At 66.9% G+C, this 18,260-nt stretch carries 19 protein-coding genes and 3 pseudogenes; 15 read left to right on the top strand and 7 right to left on the bottom strand.

Going from position 1 to position 18,260, the window contains the following annotated elements; genetic code table 11:
- Window positions 1-79: 79 nt before the first annotated feature.
- Window positions 80-274: pseudogene (locus CRP56_RS45045) on the top strand (ATP-binding protein); the annotation flags it as partial.
- Here the strand turns inward: CRP56_RS45045 and CRP56_RS45040 are convergent.
- Window positions 252-668 (bottom strand): pyridoxamine 5'-phosphate oxidase family protein, encoded by a 417-nt coding sequence (locus CRP56_RS45040; RefSeq protein WP_097275846.1) that lies wholly within the window; start codon window positions 666-668, stop codon window positions 252-254. The pseudogene CRP56_RS45045 and the gene CRP56_RS45040 overlap by 23 nt on opposite strands.
- A gap of 265 nt (window positions 669-933) precedes the next feature.
- Between CRP56_RS45040 and CRP56_RS47945 the strand changes: the two genes are divergently transcribed.
- Entirely contained in the window at window positions 934-1,104 is a 171-nt protein-coding gene (locus tag CRP56_RS47945) for a hypothetical protein (protein ID WP_179851409.1), read from the top strand.
- Window positions 1,105-1,130: 26 nt separating this feature from the next.
- Here the strand turns inward: CRP56_RS47945 and CRP56_RS45035 are convergent, their stop codons facing one another.
- Entirely contained in the window at window positions 1,131-2,057 is a 927-nt protein-coding gene (locus CRP56_RS45035; protein ID WP_143665026.1) for a hypothetical protein, read from the bottom strand.
- A gap of 289 nt (window positions 2,058-2,346) precedes the next feature.
- On the opposite strand from CRP56_RS45035, the gene CRP56_RS45030 reads away from it, so the two are divergent.
- The gene (locus tag CRP56_RS45030; RefSeq protein ID WP_179851408.1) at window positions 2,347-2,715 is read left to right on the top strand and encodes a hypothetical protein; all 369 of its coding nucleotides are present in this window, start codon (window positions 2,347-2,349) and stop codon (window positions 2,713-2,715) included.
- Between the two features lie 182 nt (window positions 2,716-2,897).
- Here the strand turns inward: CRP56_RS45030 and CRP56_RS47940 are convergent, their stop codons facing one another.
- The 3 genes from CRP56_RS47940 to CRP56_RS45015 all read right to left on the bottom strand — a co-directional run bounded on the left by CRP56_RS47940 (window position 2,898) and on the right by CRP56_RS45015 (window position 5,027).
- Window positions 2,898-3,083, bottom strand: coding sequence for a TylF/MycF/NovP-related O-methyltransferase (locus CRP56_RS47940; RefSeq protein ID WP_097275842.1), 186 nt, complete (start codon window positions 3,081-3,083; stop codon window positions 2,898-2,900).
- A 319-nt stretch (window positions 3,084-3,402) separates the two neighbouring features.
- Window positions 3,403-4,092 (bottom strand): HAD family hydrolase, encoded by a 690-nt coding sequence (locus CRP56_RS45020; protein ID WP_097275840.1) that lies wholly within the window; start codon window positions 4,090-4,092, stop codon window positions 3,403-3,405.
- A complete protein-coding gene (locus tag CRP56_RS45015; protein ID WP_097275838.1) occupies window positions 4,089-5,027 on the bottom strand; it encodes an FkbM family methyltransferase in 939 nt (312 codons plus the stop codon). Before CRP56_RS45015 ends, CRP56_RS45020 begins: the two co-directional genes overlap by 4 nt.
- Before the next feature lie 391 nt (window positions 5,028-5,418).
- On the opposite strand from CRP56_RS45015, the gene CRP56_RS49425 reads away from it, so the two are divergent.
- The 5 genes and pseudogenes from CRP56_RS49425 (at window position 5,419) to CRP56_RS44985 (ending at window position 9,537) form a co-directional block, all read left to right on the top strand.
- The gene (locus CRP56_RS49425) at window positions 5,419-6,066 is read left to right on the top strand and encodes a helix-turn-helix domain-containing protein (RefSeq protein ID WP_373559791.1); all 648 of its coding nucleotides are present in this window, start codon (window positions 5,419-5,421) and stop codon (window positions 6,064-6,066) included.
- Between the two features lie 117 nt (window positions 6,067-6,183).
- A complete protein-coding gene (locus CRP56_RS47355; protein WP_143665025.1) occupies window positions 6,184-6,381 on the top strand; it encodes a hypothetical protein in 198 nt (65 codons plus the stop codon).
- Between the two features lie 514 nt (window positions 6,382-6,895).
- Window positions 6,896-8,029, top strand: coding sequence for a DUF6192 family protein (locus tag CRP56_RS44995; RefSeq protein WP_097275832.1), 1,134 nt, complete (start codon window positions 6,896-6,898; stop codon window positions 8,027-8,029).
- A gap of 4 nt (window positions 8,030-8,033) precedes the next feature.
- Window positions 8,034-8,462 carry a RacP protein gene (locus tag CRP56_RS44990; RefSeq protein WP_097275830.1) on the top strand — a complete coding sequence of 143 codons (429 nt, stop codon included), beginning with the start codon at window positions 8,034-8,036 and terminating at the stop codon, window positions 8,460-8,462.
- Between the two features lie 63 nt (window positions 8,463-8,525).
- A pseudogene (locus tag CRP56_RS44985) lies at window positions 8,526-9,537 on the top strand (IS5 family transposase).
- A 204-nt stretch (window positions 9,538-9,741) separates the two neighbouring features.
- On the opposite strand, the pseudogene CRP56_RS48900 reads toward CRP56_RS44985, so the two are convergent.
- Window positions 9,742-9,945, bottom strand: a pseudogene (locus tag CRP56_RS48900) (NF041680 family putative transposase); the annotation flags it as partial.
- An 852-nt stretch (window positions 9,946-10,797) separates the two neighbouring features.
- Between CRP56_RS48900 and CRP56_RS44975 the strand changes: the two are divergent.
- From CRP56_RS44975 to CRP56_RS44955, 5 genes are all read left to right on the top strand, one after another.
- Window positions 10,798-12,870 carry a hypothetical protein gene (locus tag CRP56_RS44975; RefSeq protein ID WP_097275828.1) on the top strand — a complete coding sequence of 691 codons (2,073 nt, stop codon included), beginning with the start codon at window positions 10,798-10,800 and terminating at the stop codon, window positions 12,868-12,870.
- 124 nt (window positions 12,871-12,994) lie between these two features.
- Window positions 12,995-13,429 (top strand): hypothetical protein, encoded by a 435-nt coding sequence (locus CRP56_RS44970; protein ID WP_097275825.1) that lies wholly within the window; start codon window positions 12,995-12,997, stop codon window positions 13,427-13,429.
- A 413-nt stretch (window positions 13,430-13,842) separates the two neighbouring features.
- The gene (locus CRP56_RS44965; protein ID WP_143665024.1) at window positions 13,843-14,676 is read left to right on the top strand and encodes a hypothetical protein; all 834 of its coding nucleotides are present in this window, start codon (window positions 13,843-13,845) and stop codon (window positions 14,674-14,676) included.
- Between the two features lie 12 nt (window positions 14,677-14,688).
- Window positions 14,689-14,880 carry a hypothetical protein gene (locus CRP56_RS44960; RefSeq protein ID WP_079310428.1) on the top strand — a complete coding sequence of 64 codons (192 nt, stop codon included), beginning with the start codon at window positions 14,689-14,691 and terminating at the stop codon, window positions 14,878-14,880.
- Between the two features lie 201 nt (window positions 14,881-15,081).
- Window positions 15,082-15,864, top strand: coding sequence for a hypothetical protein (locus CRP56_RS44955; RefSeq protein WP_097275822.1), 783 nt, complete (start codon window positions 15,082-15,084; stop codon window positions 15,862-15,864).
- Here the strand turns inward: CRP56_RS44955 and CRP56_RS44950 are convergent.
- A protein-coding gene (locus CRP56_RS44950; RefSeq protein ID WP_097275821.1) for an IS5 family transposase occupies window positions 15,854-16,671 on the bottom strand; the annotation gives its coding sequence in 2 pieces (ribosomal slippage) (window positions 15,854-16,329 and window positions 16,329-16,671; 819 coding nt in all). The genes CRP56_RS44955 and CRP56_RS44950 overlap by 11 nt on opposite strands.
- Before the next feature lie 264 nt (window positions 16,672-16,935).
- Here CRP56_RS44950 and CRP56_RS44945 point away from each other — a divergent pair.
- Complete coding sequence (locus CRP56_RS44945; protein ID WP_097275820.1) at window positions 16,936-17,775, top strand: IS5 family transposase; 840 nt, start codon at window positions 16,936-16,938, stop codon at window positions 17,773-17,775.
- A gap of 91 nt (window positions 17,776-17,866) precedes the next feature.
- Window positions 17,867-18,136 (top strand): GH32 C-terminal domain-containing protein, encoded by a 270-nt coding sequence (locus CRP56_RS44940; RefSeq protein ID WP_097275818.1) that lies wholly within the window; start codon window positions 17,867-17,869, stop codon window positions 18,134-18,136.
- The last annotated feature ends 124 nt before the right edge of the window (window positions 18,137-18,260 follow it).

Raw genomic sequence — 18,260 nt, 5'->3', positions numbered from 1 at the left:
TCCTCCAAGGGGCGAAGAAGTACCGCTCAGCCCTTCCACTGCTCAGACACTGTGAAACAGGTGCCCCGCGCCGTCACGGATCGCTTCCAACGAGGCGTTCACCGGCTGGAGCCGGACTTTCACCGATCCACGGCTCTGCGCGGCGATCGTGGATCGTCTCGCGTTCAACTCCACCATCATCGAGACCGGAACCGAGTCCTACTGCCTGGCCCGCACGAAGGCGCAGAAGCACGACGCCGCGAAGCACACCGTCACGATGCTGCGGAGTAGCTGAGGTCCGTCGCGGTGAGCGAGGCAGGTATCAAACGCAGCCACATGGTGCCTCGTTCGCCCGGATCATCGTGCAGGTAGTGCACGAACCGCTCGTCCCACAATGCCTCGTCCGCCCCCAGATAGCGGGCAAGTTTGCGCCGCCCCCTCGGCACATCGAAGGGCACGAGCTCGGCCTGGCCTCGAGCGATCACCTGCCGGACACGCCCCGTCGCAAGATCGCACTCGTCCACCACGAGGGCGACGTTCGGGTCACTCTTCACTCGGTCGAACAGCCGGGCCCACGGGCCCGTCAAGGTCCAGAAGGCTCGTTCTTCCCAGAGAAACCAGACAGGACGCACCGTCGGCCCGCTCGTCGCGATACGAGCGGTGAGCGGCTGCTGCAGGAAAGCGTCCACATCAAAACCAGAAGACTCCACATCGCCAATCTTCCGGTTCCGCCGATCACTTCACCACCGACCTACGACCTACGACCAAAGCCTCAGACGCCCCGAGCCCCCCGGAGAAGAGCCCGAAGAACCCCTCAAGTGGTCCTAGCGCAGGCCAATCCCCGGGGCCACTTGAAGACGTCCAGGAGGCACAGGATCTTCATCTACCGGGGCCGCTGGACAACGTCACAGCCAGCACTGGAGGGGGGCCGGCGCCGGGCGTGGTGATGGAGTTGTGCGGGGACTGCGATGGCGGCTGGCCGGCCTGATCCGCTGGAAGCGTGATCCGGCCCGGCGCGCGGTCGACCTGCCGCTGTTGTTCGCGATGTGGGAGACGGAGACCATGGAAGCCATGGGTTTCGTGTTCCACCCGGTCGGAGACGACCCGCTCGTGCAGAACGACTGACCCGAGCGTGTCTGCCCCTGCGCCTTCTACCAGGTGATGACGGCGTGGCCGTCGGCTCCCTTCAGCACGTACGCGTCGGCTCCGGGGGTGCCGTCGGTGCCGTCGGTCCCGTTCGGCGGGCTGCCGTACGTGGGACGGCCGCCTTTGCCGCCCTGGCCTCCCGCGCCCGCGCCGCCGCCGCCGTGACCGTTGAAGCCGGCTCCGCCGTCGCCGCCCCTACCGCCGTCGCCGCCCCGGCCCGGGCCGCCTACGAGTCCGAGGAAAGAGGACTTGCCGTCGGCGCCGTCGGCGCCATCGCCACCCGCTGTGCCGCTGCCCCCGTCCCGCGACTCGAGGCGGTCGGTGTCGATGCCGGCCGTGGATGTGCAGTTCGCACCGGGCCCGTGGTAGCCACCGTCCTTGCCTTTGCCCCCGAGACCGTGCTGGCGATCGACGGCATCCGTGCCTGCGGCGGGGGGCCCGGCGGCGCCGTGACCGCCCTTGGCCAAAACGATGGTGCGACCGGCGACGGTGACCCACGAATCCCCGCCGACGGTGGGAACCCAGTCACCGCCCTGCGGGCCGCCATCAGGAGTGGAGAAGTAGCCGCCTCGGCCGGTGTGGATCTCGAACCGGGTGTCCGGCGTGACTGCTGTCAGCCGGCATTTGACGTAGTAGCCGCTGCCCCCGCCACCCCCGCCAGCGCCACCGCCGCCACCGCCGCCCCAGGTGATGGCGCTCGTGCGACCGCCGGTGCCACTGGTGGCTCCGCCGCCGCCCGCCCCCCACAGTTCCACGGTGAAAGCGGTGACGTTGCCGGGCACGTCGAAGAAGCCGTCCTTCGCGAACTCCTCGATCCCCTCGCCAGGAGCGGCCGGGGTGGCCGGTGCGGTCAGCGCTGAGGTGTCCGCAGCGCCGGTCAGCAGGGCCAGGGCGGCCAGGGCGGTGACACTCGCCCCCCAGGTCTTCTTCACGTACACGATGCATCCTCCGTCGTCACCAGGGCGAGGCCCAGGCAGGCCCCCTCTCGGGGCACAACGACACCCCACTCGCACAGATGCGCCCATTCACCCCGACAGCCGACCGCCGGGCTGAACCGCCGCGACTGGTGCCGCAAGAACGCCCCCTGATCTGGACGGTCGAGGCGAATCACGGCCCGTGCGGCCCCCGGCCCATTCCAGGCCGAGCGCGGCCAGCTCGCCGCGGCGCTGCGCACTCAGCTTGCCGACCCGGCGCCGCGCGTTGTCCAGAAACGCACCGATCTTGCACGGCTCCCCGTCTACGAGCCGGTCCCACCCGGCCACTTGCCCCACGATCTACACACTGAACGCTGGGTCCTGGCTGTACTGCTTCGACAAGGTCGGCAACCTCACCTCCCAGGACGGCACCGCCTCCACCTGCCCCAGCAGCGCGGTCTTCACCTACAACGACGCCAGCCAGCTGACCGCCCAGACCGGCTCCCTCACGTCGTGGTCATACGACAGACTCGGCAACGAAACCGCCGGCGGACGCGTCGCCGCCACCGCGCGCACCGACGAGACCTGGACGGACTACAGCCAGCTGGCCGCCATCACCACCGGCAGCACGACCTACGACCTGGTCCACGCCGGCATCGGCAACTCCGAGCTCTGATCCCCGCAGGGGACGATGCGCACCACGTCGTCGTTCACGATGCTCTCCAACTGTCGAGGGCACCGAGGCGGCACCCAAGCCCATAGTCGCCAGCGCATCACGCCCGGCCATCCCGTCAGCACGAGAGAGGCCGCGCTTCACCCATATGAGGACTACCGAGTCCATGACGGGTGCACAGGAACCTAGAACACGCCGTAGTCGTCCAAGACCAGTAGGGCACCGGGGGCCAGCCGCGGTACGCAGTGCTCGAGGCCGGTGAGGATGGAGTCGTCGCGGTCGGAGTCGAGGTAGGCGAACGCGATCTGGTCGGGCAGCGACTTTGGCAGCGTCTGGGTGATCCAGCCGGCATGCACGAGCGGCCGTCGCAACCGAACTGGTCGTGGAGCACGTACACATCCTTTTCGGCGGCCGCGAACTCGCCCTCCTTGAGGTAGTTCCCGTCCTCCGGGCCTGGAGCGGGCAGTTCTGCAAAGGCGCCAAAAGGCGTGGACCGGCTGGCCACCTTCGGCGCCATCCAGCACCGCACGCATCCAGGCCGCATTGCACCGGCGAAGCAGCCCAGTTCCACCACTGCGCCCTCCACCCTGGTCTCGATCACTGTGGTGCCCGTCTTCGGCCGCGCGCCACGCACCAGGCTCGCCGTATTCACCCGTTCCGGTGCGCGGCCCGCTCGCCATGTCACCCCGCTCACCATCCGTCGAGCCAGCGGTGCAGCACCGGATCGTCGAGGCCGGGTACGTGCACGTGCACGTACGGCCCGCGGGTGAGGGTGCCCACCCCGAGGACGGTCATCCCGGCGGCATGAGCCGCGCGGGCGCCGACCGGGGAGTCCTCGACGGCCAGGGTGCTGCCGGGATCGACGCCGAGGGCTGCGCAGGCGGCGAGGTAACAGGCGGGATCCGGTTTGGGCTGGGCGACGTCGTCGCCCGAAACGGTGACCGGAAGCCAGTGGGACAGTCCGCCGTGGGCGAGCGACTTGTCCAGGAGGGCGCGTGGCCCGTTGCTGGCCACCGCGACCGGCACCCTGGCGGCGAGCCGTGCGACGACATCCGTTGCACCGGGCATCGGACGCGCCCCGTCGGCGACTGCGGCCAAGAGTTCCTGCGCCAGTTCCTCAGCCAATTGTGGTGCGCTTCCGCCGAGCAGGCGTGCCATCACCTCTCCGCCCTGAGCCATGGACAGACCGATCAGGGCTTCGCGGGCCCCATCGTCATAGGCGCGCCCCCGGCGGGCGAAGACCGCGCCGCGTGCGGCATCGGCACAGGGCTCGGTGTCCATGAGCGTGCCGTCGCAGTCGAACACCACCGCGGCGGGCGGCGTGACCTTCGCCAGTTCTGCCAGCTCGGCCACGGCTGCCGTCGTGCCGGGCTCGCTCATGACTTCACGTACAGCTCGACGGGGTTGAAGCCGGCCGGTTCCGGGACGCGCGGCGGCACCTGGCGGAATCCGGCCGTGCACATCGTCTTGCGCACGACATCCCCGTCGATGTACTTGTCGTGGACTTCCAGGACGATCCGCTCGACCCGGTCCATCCACGGCTCGACCTGGCGGAACACGTCGACTTCGCTGCCCTCGACGTCGACCTTGAGCAGGTCGATGTGGTCGATGTTGTGCTTGGCGAGCAGCTCGTCCACGGTGAGCGCGGGTACCCGTACGTTCGGTCGGGCCAGCACGTTCTCCAGCCGGTAGGGGCGGGTGCGGCGCAGGTCGGCGACGGCGGGCACGGCGGTGCAGGTGTCCCAGAACGCGCTGACGGTGAACTCCGCCATCCCGGACTCGCCGGTCACGGCTGCCGGTTCGATCTTCCAGTCCAGGCCGGACAGCACGGCGTTGTGCCGCAGCACGGCCAGGTTCTGCGGGATCGGCTCCACGCTCAGCAGGGTGCGGGGACGGTAGCGGGCGGTGAAGTAGGACGCGGCGAGGCCGGTGTTGCCGCCGAGGTCGACGATCGTGTCGAGGGTGTCGATGTCCTCCTCGAGACGGTAATGGACGCCGAGTTCGTAAAAGCGCTTCAGGAAGACCTGCCACAGGATGAGCAGGTCGCTCTGGTTCCTGCGGATGCGTACCCGGGCCGGCCGGCGAGGGGTGAGGAAACTCAACGAGAGCGGGGTGTCGTCGGCGAGTGGGCGGCCCGCCGCGCCGAGGAAGCGGCGGCCCATCCAGTAGGACGCGGTCATCTTGCTCGCCCCCTGCGCCGTGCGCAGCGCGAGGGCCATGTCCCTGCCGCATCCGGCCGCCTCCCGCGCCAGGACGCGGCCCATGCCGATGCCCATCGCCCGGTCCGCGTCCGAACGCAGGTATGCCAGTCCCATCCGTGCACCTTCTGATCGCTGTGAAACGACGCGCCGTCCTCGGCCGGGGCCGGCCGGACAGGGCGACGCATCGGTGGTGTGCCTGCCCCTGGTACCGCCGTGACGGGCAGACGTGATCCACAACGGCCCCGTCAGTGGAAGGACTTGGCTGTGTCGCGCACTTCACCGATTCGGCGCAAGGGCACGGTGTCGAGGGCTGCTCTCGTCGCCGGCAGCCGTGTTCACGGCATCTGCCGATGCCGCCGCGCCTCGAAGTTGGTGACCGTGAGTCAGGCCCTGAGCGGTTTTCCGAGGCGGGCGCAGGGATGCATGATCGGCCCGGTCCGCCGCTGCTGGGTACTGTGAACTTCGAGAATGGGCTGGCCAGTTCGGCACGGCGCGGCGAGCGGGAGTGGAGGGGGCGGGCAGTTTCGGTGCGGCTGCCCCGGTACCGGCTGGCGCAGAGCGTCGACGTATTCGAGGTCACGGGGCTGGGCGTGCGGCGGGCCGTCGAGGCAGCGAGTCCGACCGGGGCGATGCAGAAGCCGCAGTCGGCGGCCCGCCCCGGAATCCGCGTGCCGGATGTCACTGGTGCTGCTCAGCGAGGCAGGTTCGGACATGGCCGCCAGTGAAGTCATCTGGGTTCCGGCCTCCAGCCAGGTGGTCACCGCGGCGTCCCGGCGGCCTGAGGCTACGGCCGCAAGGCCCAGGTCGGCCCGACGTAGCCGCCGGACCGGAAGGTCGCCGGGCACTGGAACGCCTGGGGGAGCCGCTCACTGTGCCCCAGCTGTCCCGGCACGCCGGTATGTCCGAACGTTCGTTCATGCGCCGGTTCGCCGAGGAGACGGGCACGACGCCCCTGCAGTGGCTGATGCGCGCTCGGATGGGGCTGGCACGCGAACTGCTGGAGGCCACGGACCACTCCGTCGATGTGGTCGCCCGCGAATCGGGCCTGGGCTCGGCCGCCAACCTGCGGCTGCATTTCCGGCGCACACTCAACACCACGCCCACCGCGTACCGGCGGGCCTTCAGCCGCCGTGTTCCACCCGCCCGCACGTGACGGCCGCTCAGGACACAGGGGGAGAGTGGCGTAGCGGCGGCTTACAGCGTACGGAGACGCACGCCTCGGGGCGCACCAGCCCCGACAGGCTTGAACTGAAGCAGGCGCTGAGCGGCGATGCCGCGCGTGCGGCAGTGCCACATTCCGGCCAACATCACCGAAGGCGACGTTGGCACCGGGTTGCGGCGAGATTCCTCGGTGTCGCTCGAACCGGCCGGCGAGATTTTCGACTCACGCGAAGCCCGGATCGCTGGCCTCGAAGCGGAGAACACCAACTCAAGGATCGGCTCGCCCGATCTGAGTACCTGTTTCTAAGCCTCGGTTTTGGGTAGCTTTGGGCCCTACCCTGGCTGGGTGTCCGAGGACGCCAGGGAGGCCGCGGGGCGGGTGTGCGAGGGCTGTAGTGAACGGTTGAGGCCGGGTGCTCCAGCTCGTACGAGGTTCTGTTCGGCGGCTTGTCGGGCCAGGCAGTGGCGTCGGGACCTGCGGTTGCGCAAGCGGGTGGCCGCTGAGATCGGCGGCACCGGCCGGGCCAAGTGCTCGGAGTGCGGGGCGAGTTGGGTGGCCGGGGTGGACCGCCGTTCGAACGCGGTCTACTGCTCGCGGCGGTGCGTGACGAGGGCCTGGAGAGCTCGGAAGGATTCGTTCGGGGAACGGGCACAGTGACCGCATCGCGAACGCACCGAATCTCAATCTCCGTCGCATCCCGGTCATTTGCTGTCGTTCGTTGTGATCTTAGGATTATCGGTCTGGCTCTCGGGTTTTGAGAGGCGGGCCGTGTCCGTCACGGCCAACTGCCGTGCTCGGTCCGCGGGTTGGTGGTGAAACCATGCCCGGAGAGATAGAGGCGGCTGGCGAGACGGCCGAGGACAAGGTCGGCAGCGTCAGCGCGAACCGCTATGCGGAGATCGTGGCTGAGCTGCGGGAACTGGTCCGGACGGCCAGCGGAATCATGTTCCAGATCGGCGATTACGCGCTGGAGATCGAGCCGATGAGGGATCACGGCGGTTCGCCGTCGGCCGACGTCCTGTTCACGGTGAAGGACTCGCTGTTCCGTCTGGCCGAGGGCATCGGCATGTCCTACTACACGGTGAGGCAGGCCCGGCAGGTCGCGGGAAAGTGGCCGAAGGACCGCCGGATGTCGGACGTGTCCTACACCGTCCACAGCATTCTTGCGGCCATCGCTGACGACGAGGAACGGTTCGCGGCCATCCTCACGCCTCCGCCGGGCAAGCCGCGGTGGACCCCGGACGAGGCCAGGCGCCGCACGGGTCGTCAGGTCGCCAAGCCGGTCACGTCGCAGGAGAAGGTTAGCGCCATCCACACCCTCGCCCAGGACGAGGAGGTCGCGGCGACGGTGACCGGGGACCTGCTGCGGCGTCCGGACGTGGTTGCCCAGGTCGCGCCGGCCGACAAGGTGCGGGTTGTGGAGGAGCTGTCCCGCGAGGACGACGTCGCCGCGGCCATCGCCCCGGACATCCTGCGCCGTCCCGCGGTCGTCGCGAAGGTCACAGCCGAGGACAAGGTCAGGGTCGTCGAGGAGCTGACCAGGGACGAGAGCGTCGCGACCGAGGTGACGACGGGCCTGCTGCGGCGCCCGGACGTCGCGTTCAAGGCGATGGGCGACGACACCGCCCGCCACCAGGTCAACCGAGCCCAGGTCGAACGCGGCCAGCAGGCCCGCGAGGACTTCGAGCGCAACAGCCCCGTCGCCCCGGCGATCCGCGCGATCGACCGGTCGGTTCAGTTCCTCGACTTGGTCACCGCCTGCCACGCGTTCGTCGCGGCGTCCGGCCGCGTCGTCCCGGGCCTGCGCGATCGCCAGCTCGGCGACGACGAACGCGTCATCATCCACGAGAACGTCGCCCGTGTCCGCGCCACCCTCGACTGGATCGAGACGGCTGTGGACACCGGGAAGGTCGACGTCGACGGCGAGCTGGCCCGCCTCCTGCAAAGCGAGTAGAGGGGTGCCCCGCGCCTCCGAGCGCAGATCGGCGGCGTCCCAGCGGCACGCCAACACCGTCCGGTTCGTGCTCTTCGAAGCCCGGCCGGCCGGGCTGACCTTCGTCCAGCTCATCCGTTCCAGCGAGCTGACACCCAGCCAGGCCCGCGCGGGCCTGGCCTGCCTGCGCGACATCATCGCCGAACGCAGCTGGCCTCCTCTGATCTGGACAAGGAAGGACGGCTACCGGTTCTGCACCGACACCGCCGAACTCCAGGCCTACGAGATCGCGATCGTGAGGGAGAAGCTCACCGAGATCCGCCGCTTCATCACGGCTGTTGTCGGCCCGCACGCGGCCCTGCAGCCGAAGGGACGGTGGATCAAGCACCTCAACACCCAGCTCGGCTCTGTCGAGTCGACGCTCGACATCATCGCCGACTTCATCGACGCCTGACCTGGTTGGGGCCGGCCGTGAAACGGCCGGCCCCAACCTCCGTTCCCCGAGGGGCGGTTCACGTTGCCGCGGCACCGCTGCTATCCGTCCGACACCTTCGACGACGAATGGGCGCTCATCGAGCCCCTGCTGCCGCCCCCGGCCTGCGAGACCCCCAAGGGGGGACGTCCGGAGAAGCACCCCCGCCGCGAGATCGTTGACGCGATCCGCTACGTCGTCGACACCGGCTGCAAGTGGAGGGCCCTGCCCAAGGACTTCCCGCCCTGGCGGACCTGCTACGGCTTCATGGCCCGCTGGGCAGCGGCCGGGACCGTCGGGAAGCTCCGTGACCAGCTCCGCAAGCGCATCCGCCGCGAGATGGGCCGATCCTCCCGGCGCGGTCGCCACAGTGATCGACTCGCAGTCGGTGAAGGCCGCGGAGACCGTCGGCAAGGACAGTCGGGGCTACGACGGCGCGAAGAAGATCAACGGCCGCAAGCGGCACCTGGTCGTGGATACCAAGGGCCTGCCGCTGTTCGTCATGGTCACTCCGGCCGACACGACTGATCGCGACGCGGCGAAGGAAGTCCTGTTGCGGCTGCGGCTGATGCACCCCGAGATCACGATTGTCTGGGCCGACTCCGCCTACGCCGGGAAGCTCGTGACCTGGGCGAAGGTCCACCTCGGCCTCACGGTCAAGACCGTCAGCCGCCCGAAGGACGCGACCGGGTTTGTCGTCCTGCCCCGCCGCTGGGTGGTGGAGCGGTCGCTCGCCTGGATCATGCACGCTCGCCGTCACGCGCGCGACTACGAGCGACTCATCCAGCACTCGGAATCGCTGATCACCTGGGCCGCGATCACCCTGATGACCAGGCGCATCACCCGCAGAAGCAGGGCAACCAGCATCTCGCGAAGCCGACCGGTACTGATCGTTCTCAAGGACAGGACCATCACCTTGCCCGCTCGCGCAAGGCAGCACCTGGCTATTCGTCGGCCTGAGCCCGCAGACCAGCGCGCTTTGTCTTCCGGCGTCGCCGCCGGCGGTCACCAAGCTCACCCGAGACGATCGCAAACGCAGCAAACGCAGCGGACGTAACGACGCCCATGGGCTGATCCATGACCTTGCCGAGCAGCCAAAAGGCGACAGTGGCAACCGCCCACCACGCCATCCACGCGCCGATCGCAGACCAACGGGCTCTCTTCACAGCGTCACGATACGTCGCCGTTGCTCGCTCGGGGTCAGAAAGAACAGGGCTCACCAAGATCCCCGACAGCGTTAGAACACTTAAGAACCGGTCTTCGCTCGCAGGCTCCTGAACCCCCGCCGATCCCGGGCGGGCGTCAGTCTGTTCGGCTCGGCCGGCTTCTCCCAGGGACGCCGTAGATCGGCGGCGAGCGGCTGGGCGAGCCGGAGCTGCGTGTAGGCGGCGATCACCAGCCATGTCCACCGGTCTGCCGCCTCCGGGCTGCGGAGCCGGGGCTTGGTCCATCCGAGCGTCCGCTTGATCCCAAGAGCCGAACCTGTCCCACACCACGGAGGCAGCAGGCAGGAGATGGCCATGTACATCCGCGTAGTCGCTGGCGACGGAGAGGCGGGCGTCCCACGTGGAGGCGTGCACGGGCCACACCATGCTCGGGTCCTCCAGTTCACTGACCCGCTTGGCTGCAGGGTTCCGGTCAGAGTTCCGGCCGCGTGTACTGGCGCTGATCGGTGATGAACGGCTCCCAGGGGTTCGCACCTCCTGGTGTCGCGGGTGTTGGCCGACAGGATGGCTACAACTCATATCGATCCTCCCGCCTCTCCGGCGGAGCACCTGCTGGCGATACCAGAAGTCCGCCCGGCGCGACGTGCCGCAAGAGTTCCTTGGCTGGTGAAATCGCAGGTCAACGCATGGTTCTACTTGCCCGGAAGGTCACGAGTAGACAACTGATGATCTTCGGAAAGATCTCAGGACAGGCAAGGCACGGTAAAGTCGCAGACGCGTAACCTCAAGGGAAGCTCAGGGGGACCCTGTCCGGGACCGGGCTTTCGTGATTTGAGTGGGCGCTTCGGACAGTAAACGGAATATGGGAATCCGATTGTCTGGTACATGACTCTGGGTGGCGTGATTTCATTCCTCGCGTCACGGGGGCTTCACCCCGGGACCACGGGATTGACCATCCTGTGTGAACGTTGGGGGAGTGCATGGCGCTTCGCGCTACAAGAAAAGTGACTCACGGGATATGCCTGACGGCGCTGCTTGCCGGGTCTATCGCCGTACCTGCGGTGCTGGCTCCTGCCACTGCGGTGGCCGCTGACTCGTGTCCGTCCGGTGTTGCCACGTACGTACTGGAGCGCAAGCCGGGCCTTCTCAGCGTGACGCCGCGGACCCTGCGCAAGTACGTCGACTCGGACCCGAAGGGCGCAGACGCGGACGGGACGGTCTTCGACACCGGCTTCACCGGCACGATCGGCGCACAGAGCAGGGTCTTCGCCGGCGGCAATGGAGTGATCTACGAGATCCTCTCGGACGGGCGGGTGAAGTCCTACAAGGACAACACCGCGACTGGTGGACAGCTGCTGACGGCCGCACGCACGTACGACGTCAACTGGACCACGCGGAAGCGGGTCTGGGCGAGCGGTGACCGGATCTTCTCCGTCCACGAAGGTGGCAAGCTGGAGGTCTTCAAGCAGGGCGACCCGCTGACAGGCAAGGGCGAGCTGACGCTCGTCGGCACTCTTCCCGTGGACCGGCCGGCCGTGGTCGCGTTCACGAACGCCGACGACGTGTGGGCCGTCGGCAGGACGATCTACACGCTCAAGGACGGCGAGATTCGCTCCTGGGCGTATACGGAGTCCGGCACCGCCCCCGTCCTGCCGACGGCCGGAACCGTTGTGGCCACCGGCCTCACCGCCGCGGTCCAGGCATGGAGCCCCGGTCCCGGCACCGTCTACACGGCTTCCAAGACGACCTCCGCTGACAACCCGACCACCGTCAAGGGTTACACCGGCACGCCGTTGGCCCTGGTCAACGCAGAGGTACGAACCGGCATCGAGGGTGAGTTCCTGCCCGACACCGCTTCCTGCCTTACAGCCTCCGACCCTGAGGTGAAGCCGCACTTCGGGGCCGCGCCGGACTCGACGGGCGTCTCGACCGCGCCGGCGGAATCCGACCCCGATCAGGTCACCGACGGGCCGGCCGTAGTGTCCGGCAAGTTCACTCTCGGCGACGGCAATCCGGCACCCGGCCTGCCGGTCCTTATCGAGGCCGTGAACACCGGCGAGGAGACGGAGGGCGAAACCAAGCCACCCGTCCTCGGCCAGACCACCACGGCCAGTGACGGCAGCTGGTCATTCACTCTTCCGGACACGCTGCCTGCCGACGTCCAGGCGGCCGTGGATCAGAACGGTGGCGCTCTGAACGTGAGCGCCACCGCAGCAGGCAAGACCTCCTCCGGTGTGCCGCTCGTCGGCCTGGACCACCCCGTCGCCGCCCCCAAGACTCCCGCCACCGGCAAGATCACGGCCTTCGCGGCCGCGGCGAGCAGCGAACCGACCCACACCGTCGCCCTGATCCCGGCCCTGCCGGCCGGTGCCACCGACCCCGGCGCTACGGATCCGACACCGGAGCAGGCGGCGACGACCTATGCGGCCCTGCGCGAGAGCGGCGCGGTCGACCCCGACGAACCCACGCCGCTGTGGCAGAGCGACCGGAGCCTGCTGAGCGAGGACTTCAACCCGTACCTGGTGAACGGTAGCGACATCTCCGCGCAGAAGGTCACGCCGTACGGCAGTGAAAACTGCTACACGCTGCAGTTCGAGATCGGCTCCACGCACGCCTATACGGTCGTGGGTGAAGCTCACGCGTACTGGGATGCCAAGGCCTCCCTGGACTACGACACCAAGATGTCGAGCACCGTCGACGTCGCCGTCTCCTCAGGGTCGAATTGGAAGCTCGGCGGCGGGGTCACGCTCGGGGGCAGCGCCGGGAGCGCCACAGGCTTCTCCAAGCAAGGGCCGTACTTCGGCAGGCAGTTCAAGGTGCCGATCAAGTACACCAAGTACAGGTACACGTACTACTGCGGCGGTGTCGCCCGCAGCTCCTGGAAGAAGATCATCGCCGGGAAGTACGACATCCCGAACGGCAAAGAGGCAAGCCGTATGGGCAGTTCCAAGGTGGCGAAGAACGACGGCCCGATGCCTTACGCCAATTCCCCCAGGGCCAACCGAGGCATCGTCGAGCGCAACACCTACTTCCAGTTGTCCTCGGGCAAGAGCACGAAGTGGAGCGGCGCCGCCACGGCATTCAAGGTCGCTCTGGGCGCCTCGACCCAGTACGACCGCGATCACAAGCAGCGGATCGACGCGGGGAGCAAGAACGGTGAGCACACCATCTGGGGGAAGAATGGCCGCCTCTCCGGCAAGCCGGGCATCTTCTACTCGTACTGAGCCCCCCGCGGGTCGCGGGACAGGTCGGCTCCTCGGCCTGATCGCCTCCGCTCTGCTGCTGATTGGCTGCACGCCCGCTTCCCACAACGGGGGGCGGGCCCCCGGAAATGCCCTGGACGGCGGCATGCAGTCCGCGGGAACCCTGGGCAACGACCACGCCAGGGCGGGACAGCAATGGTGGGCTGCGCTCCCCTTGCCGTACAACAAGTCCAACAAGCCCATTGAGATCACGGGGGCGAAGTTCACCCGGGTGCCCAAGGGGCTGGAGGTCGTCGGATACGGCGCCTACGCTCGCGACGACTCCGAAGGGGTCGTCATGCTCATGGAGCACGGCTCGCCCGGCATGCCCAGACTCGACAAGCTCAAAGACCACTTCCGCGACGCGAACCAAGTGAAAGCGAAGACGGAGAGCAGCATCTACTACGGGGCATGGCTGAAGGTGACCGGGCGTATCACCGGAAACCTCGGCGGATGCAAGTTCGAGTACCGACAGAGTGGAAGCGACTTCGACCAGACATTGGACTGCGACATCGCGTTGCGGGTCGAGAAGAAGAGCTGACACGAGGGCTCACAGCATCCGCATCTGCTCGCCAACCCCCGGCCGTTGCGGGGACCGCGACTCTCGATGCCGCAACGACGTCAGCCTCGGTCGCCCATGAGTCCCCGTCAACATACCGGCGGGGACTCTGCCATACCCAGGGCGCGGACAGACCACCAAAAAGTCCACGCGAGTGGGGCCCGGACCGTGGTGGTCCGGGCCCCACTCGCGCCCTTATATGTGGGTTATGTCGTAATCCCGGTTGTATGTGACGCCGGGGCGGTCATCTTTTACCAGCGCATCCCCAAGGCGGTTGGTGCATCGCGTCGCTCGGGGCTGAGTTTGTCCGCGCTCCTTCGGGCGTTGGAGATGAACGATCCCAAGCCCACAAGCTCCCCATCAAGGTCCTCGCGGTGCTGCCGAGGCACATTAACGTGTCCTTCGCGGCCGGGAACTGGCGGGCAGCGCAGGAGGTCGCCGACGCCGAGGCGCAACAGTCTCGGGCCCAACAGCGAGTCAGGTCGGCAGGCCGGGAACTCGTCCACATCGTCAAGGACATCCTCGGCATCAACGCCGCGATGGACTGCATATCCAGCGGTGATCTGGGTGCCTGCGGCGAAACATTGCTTAACATCGCGGGCAGTTTCGCCGGAGGCATCGCCGGCAAACTCCTGGCGAAATACGGCATGCCCTGGAACATCGGCAAGGGCATCAAGCTCGCCAAACGCGTCACCGGTCTGCTGAAGGACCTCTTCGGCGGCCTGAAGGCCATGTCGAAGGCGTCCGAGCGCCTCAACAGCGCGCGGGCCGCACTGACCAAGGCGCGCGAGAAGGCCCTGGCCGCCGTTGACAAGATCAAGGGCTCGGTCGGCGGCAGGGACGCTGGCGGCCCTCCCCCCGGCTACAAACCACAGGATCATAATCCAGTGGTGTCGTGGCAAGAGGGCAGCAATGCGGCTGGCGGGAGAGTTTTTACCTCAAACAAAGTCATCGCGCAGAATGACTTCGTCAGCATCGTGAACGACGCCCGTAAGCGTGGGGATGACATCCATATCCTCACTGGGGCGCATGGTAGTTCGGATGGTATCATGACGGCGGAACGCCGCTTTTACGCTGAAGACATTAGCCGTTTTGGGGACTTTCCTGGTGTTACGGTTCACCATGTCCCGTCCATGTCGCCGGAGGATATTAGTGGCGTTCTGCAAAGCCCCGGGACTATTATCGGAGCTTTCTGTCATAGCGCGACTTGCCTCAATCCCTATAGGTAATCCACGGGAGACATGATGAACGCCGAGCTGGGAGAGCCGAAGCGCGAGTACGTCGGCCTTATTGAGATCGCTGGCCAGCCGGAAATTCAATTGCGGCTGATGGCTTCGTCGTTGAGTGAAGCCCGAGCAATCGTCATCGAGCAGTATGGTGAGGGGCACGTGATCTCGATATGGAACGAAGAAGACGCCAGTCGTCCCAGGTAGAGCCGCATCGACTTATCCGAGGTTCTCTCGATGGCGCGACTGAACGGCTCCGGCAGAGTAGCTGGGCGAAATGCTAAGCGCCGCTTGATGCTCTCACCGCTTGAATTCGCCGCCATGGACGGTCGGGTCCATAGCGTTGAGGTGGTCGGTGAGGACGCATTTATCGAGGCGGTTCTTCGGCGCGCGTCGGCGCGTGGCTGAATGGCTCGTGACATCTCGGGGTGGAACGAGCTGCTGATCAAGGAAGCCGAAGACACCGGGCTGAAGCCGCAGATGGAGCCGCTCACTCCGCTTGAGTTCTTCCGTGTGGAGTTGGGCCTGTACTTCCTGACCGAGTACATGCCCAGCCAGTCGGTCACGGTACTGCGCAAGGTGCTGGACGGCTATCTGAGCGCGGCGGGGCCGGAGAGCGCACCGCTCGTACGCAATCTCCGCCACCGCATGGGGCCCACGGCCCGAGGCGGCGAATGGAAGGTGCGGCTGAACGAGTACTGCAAAATCCCCGCCCATCTGCGCATGTTCGAGCTGGAGACCCCGGACTCCCGCCGAGTGGTGCACGGCAGCGTCTTCCGCCCACGCGGCAGTGCCGTGCTTCCCGGCCGGGCCAAGGCGTACCGAGCCGCACTGCACGACCCCGTGCCGTACGAGATGCGCCGTGTACGTGATCCGGCTCCGGCCGGTGCGCTCCTCTGGTTCAAACGTCATGACCGGATAAAGGAACGCCTGCGCGTGCCCGACTGGGTCGCTGTGGCGGCGAAGGCATCTCTGCTACAGCCGAAGGAACAGCGCAACCGCGCCCCGTTCCCGCCCGTGACCGACGACGACATGAAGCAGGCGGCCAAGGAGATGGACCGCCTGCTCGAAGATGATCCGCGCTACTGCAGCGAGAACTTCTCCGGCCGACTGGAGAACATGGTTTTCGCCAGTGTGGATTCCTCGGCCGGTGAACTCCGTGACGGACTAAGACCGTGTCCTACGTGGTGAGGCGGACGAGGCGCTTGTAGCAGCACAGGGCGGCGGCGAGTCCGAGAAACGCCAGGTAGTTGCGGGGATGACGCTCGTATCGGGGGCTGAGTCTGCGGTAGCCGGAGAGCCAGGACATGGTCCGCTCGATGACCCAACGACGGCGCCCTAATCGTTCGCTGGACTCGATCCCTTTGCGGGCGATGCGTACTCCGATCCGCTTCCACCGCAGCCATCTGCGCAGGTCGGCACGGTCGTAGGCTTTGTCCGCGTGCAGGCGCTGGGGCTTGAAGTACCGGCCGCGATCGGGGTCGTGTCTCGTTTGGTGACCCTGGATCATGGGCTTGAGCCCTTCGCTGTCGTGGGTGTTGCCGGCTGAGACGCCGACGAGGAGGGGCAGTCCGTTCGCGTCCGACAGGATGTGCATCTTGGAACCCGGCTTGCCGCGGTCCACGGGGCTCGGACCTGTGTGTTCGCCCCCTTTTTAGCCCTGACGTGCGCGGTGTCGAGCATTACGCGAGTGACGTCGAGGAGGCCGGCGTCGTCGAGCCGGTGCAGCACAGCCTCGTGCAGGCGGCCCCAGACACCGGCCCTCGACCAGATCAGGAACCGGCGGTGAGCAGTCGACTTTGATATGCCGAAGCACGGCGGAAGTTGGCGCCATGCGCAGCCGCTGACCAGGACGTAGATGATGGCGGCGAACAGCGTCTCGTCAGGCGTGTTCGATGTTCCGCCGCCCTGCGGCCGTGCTTGTTGCTCTGGGATCAGCGGTCTCGCGATCTCCCACAAGCCGTCTGGCACGATCCAACTCCACGTTCCCTGCCCCATGACAAGTCAACGTCCGCCTCACCACGTAGGACACGGTCTAAGTGGGCGTTCACATAGCGTTTTTTCGGTATGCGGGTTTTGCTCATGTCCTGCTTTGGGCGCCTTCGCCGGGTAGGAGCTATTCGCGCTCTGCAAGGTCGAGCACTCGACTGTCCGTCTCACGCGGCTTCATACCCGAAAACCCGTCTAATTTGAGAACACCCCAGAATCGCCCGAGTTTCAGCGGAACCCGCCCCTCCGTCGTACTCATGATCACGCTGCGCCGTGAGCGAGCGCAAGCCGTACCCCAGCGACCTGTCCGACGCCCGATGGACCCTGATTGAGCCGACGTTGACGGCCTGGAGAAAGGCCCGCCTCGAACGCCGGCCGACGGGACAGCCGGCCAAAGTCGAACTGCGCGACGTATTCGACGCAATCCTCTACATCAACCGCACCAGAATCCCCTGGAAGTACCTCCCGCACGACTTCCCGGGCCACGGAACCGTCGACTTCTACTACGCCGCCTGGCGCGACGAGGGAATCCTCGCCCAGCTCAACTACGACCTGACCGGACTGGCCCGCGTCAAGGACGGCCGCAAGCCCGAACCGACCGCCTCCGTGATCGACACCCAGAGCGTGAAGACCTCCACCAACATACCCCTGACTAGCCAGGGAACCGACGCCGCCAAGAAGATCGTCGGCAGGAAACGCGGCATCCTCACCGACACCATCGGCCTCATCCTCGCCGTGACCGTCACCGCCGCCAGCCTCTCGGAAAACGCCCTGGGAATACGCCTCCTCGACCAGGCGAAGGAGGAGTACCCAACCATCTCCAAGAGCTGGGTCGACACCGGCTTCAAAAATGCCGTCATCGAACACGGCGCCCGCCTCGGAATCGACGTCGAAGTAGTCAACAGAAACCCGGATAAGCGCGGATTTCACGTCGTGAAGAGGCGCTGGGTAGTAGAGCGAAGTATTGGTTGGATCATGATGCACCGCCGTCTCACCCGCGACTACGAGACCCTCTCCGCCAGTTCCGAAGCCATGATCCACATTGCCTCGATCGACAACCTCGCCAAACGCATAACGGACGAGACCATGCCAACCTGGCGAGGAACCTACTAGGGCATACAGGGCAATACGCCTAGATCAAATGCCCTCTAAGAGGCGCAAGTTGCCGATACGAAAGTGCGTGGACATAGCGGGGCCAGGCCGAATGGTCGAGGCCGGATCCGGTATCGACCCCACCTTCTCCGGCGTCCAGCGCGCCCCCCTCGACCTGCACGGCGGCGGGCTGAGCCTGCACGTCCTCGTCGACGCCTCCTCCGTCGAGGTCTACGCCCAGAACACCCGCGGCGAACAGGTGATCCTCACCGACCAGGTCTTCCCGGACGCCTCCAGCACCGGCGTCGACGCCTTCGCCGAAGGCGGCAGCGCCACCCTCGACCACATGCAGGCGTGGCAGCTGAGCTCCATCTGGCCGTGACATGGCTCAGGTCCGTGCGCCGGACGGCCAGGAGCGGGGGACTGCTGCAGGGGAGTAACACGGTTCTGTGCAACCTGGGCCGCTGTTGTCGGAGTGTGAGGGGGGATGCGACATCTGCCAGGGG

The organism is Streptomyces sp. TLI_55 (assembly GCF_900206255.1).
Taxonomy (GTDB): Bacteria; Actinomycetota; Actinomycetes; order Streptomycetales; family Streptomycetaceae; genus Streptomyces; species Streptomyces aquilus.
This window is presented reverse-complemented; position numbering and strand designations above follow the sequence as displayed.

Excerpts from the sequence above, each read along its gene's own strand:
- CRP56_RS45020 (WP_097275840.1), bottom strand. The coding sequence starts at position 4,092 with ATGAGCGAGCCCGGCACGACGGCAGCCGTGGCCGAGCTGGCAGAACTG.
- CRP56_RS45015 (WP_097275838.1), bottom strand. The coding sequence starts at position 5,027 with ATGGGACTGGCATACCTGCGTTCGGACGCGGACCGGGCGATGGGCATC.
- CRP56_RS47355 (WP_143665025.1), top strand. The coding sequence starts at position 6,184 with ATGCCGCGCGTGCGGCAGTGCCACATTCCGGCCAACATCACCGAAGGC.
- CRP56_RS44995 (WP_097275832.1), top strand. The coding sequence starts at position 6,896 with ATGCCCGGAGAGATAGAGGCGGCTGGCGAGACGGCCGAGGACAAGGTC.
- CRP56_RS44970 (WP_097275825.1), top strand. The coding sequence starts at position 12,995 with ATGCAGTCCGCGGGAACCCTGGGCAACGACCACGCCAGGGCGGGACAG.
- CRP56_RS44960 (WP_079310428.1), top strand. The coding sequence starts at position 14,689 with ATGATGAACGCCGAGCTGGGAGAGCCGAAGCGCGAGTACGTCGGCCTT.
- CRP56_RS44955 (WP_097275822.1), top strand. The coding sequence starts at position 15,082 with ATGGCTCGTGACATCTCGGGGTGGAACGAGCTGCTGATCAAGGAAGCC.
- CRP56_RS44940 (WP_097275818.1), top strand. The coding sequence starts at position 17,867 with ATGGTCGAGGCCGGATCCGGTATCGACCCCACCTTCTCCGGCGTCCAG.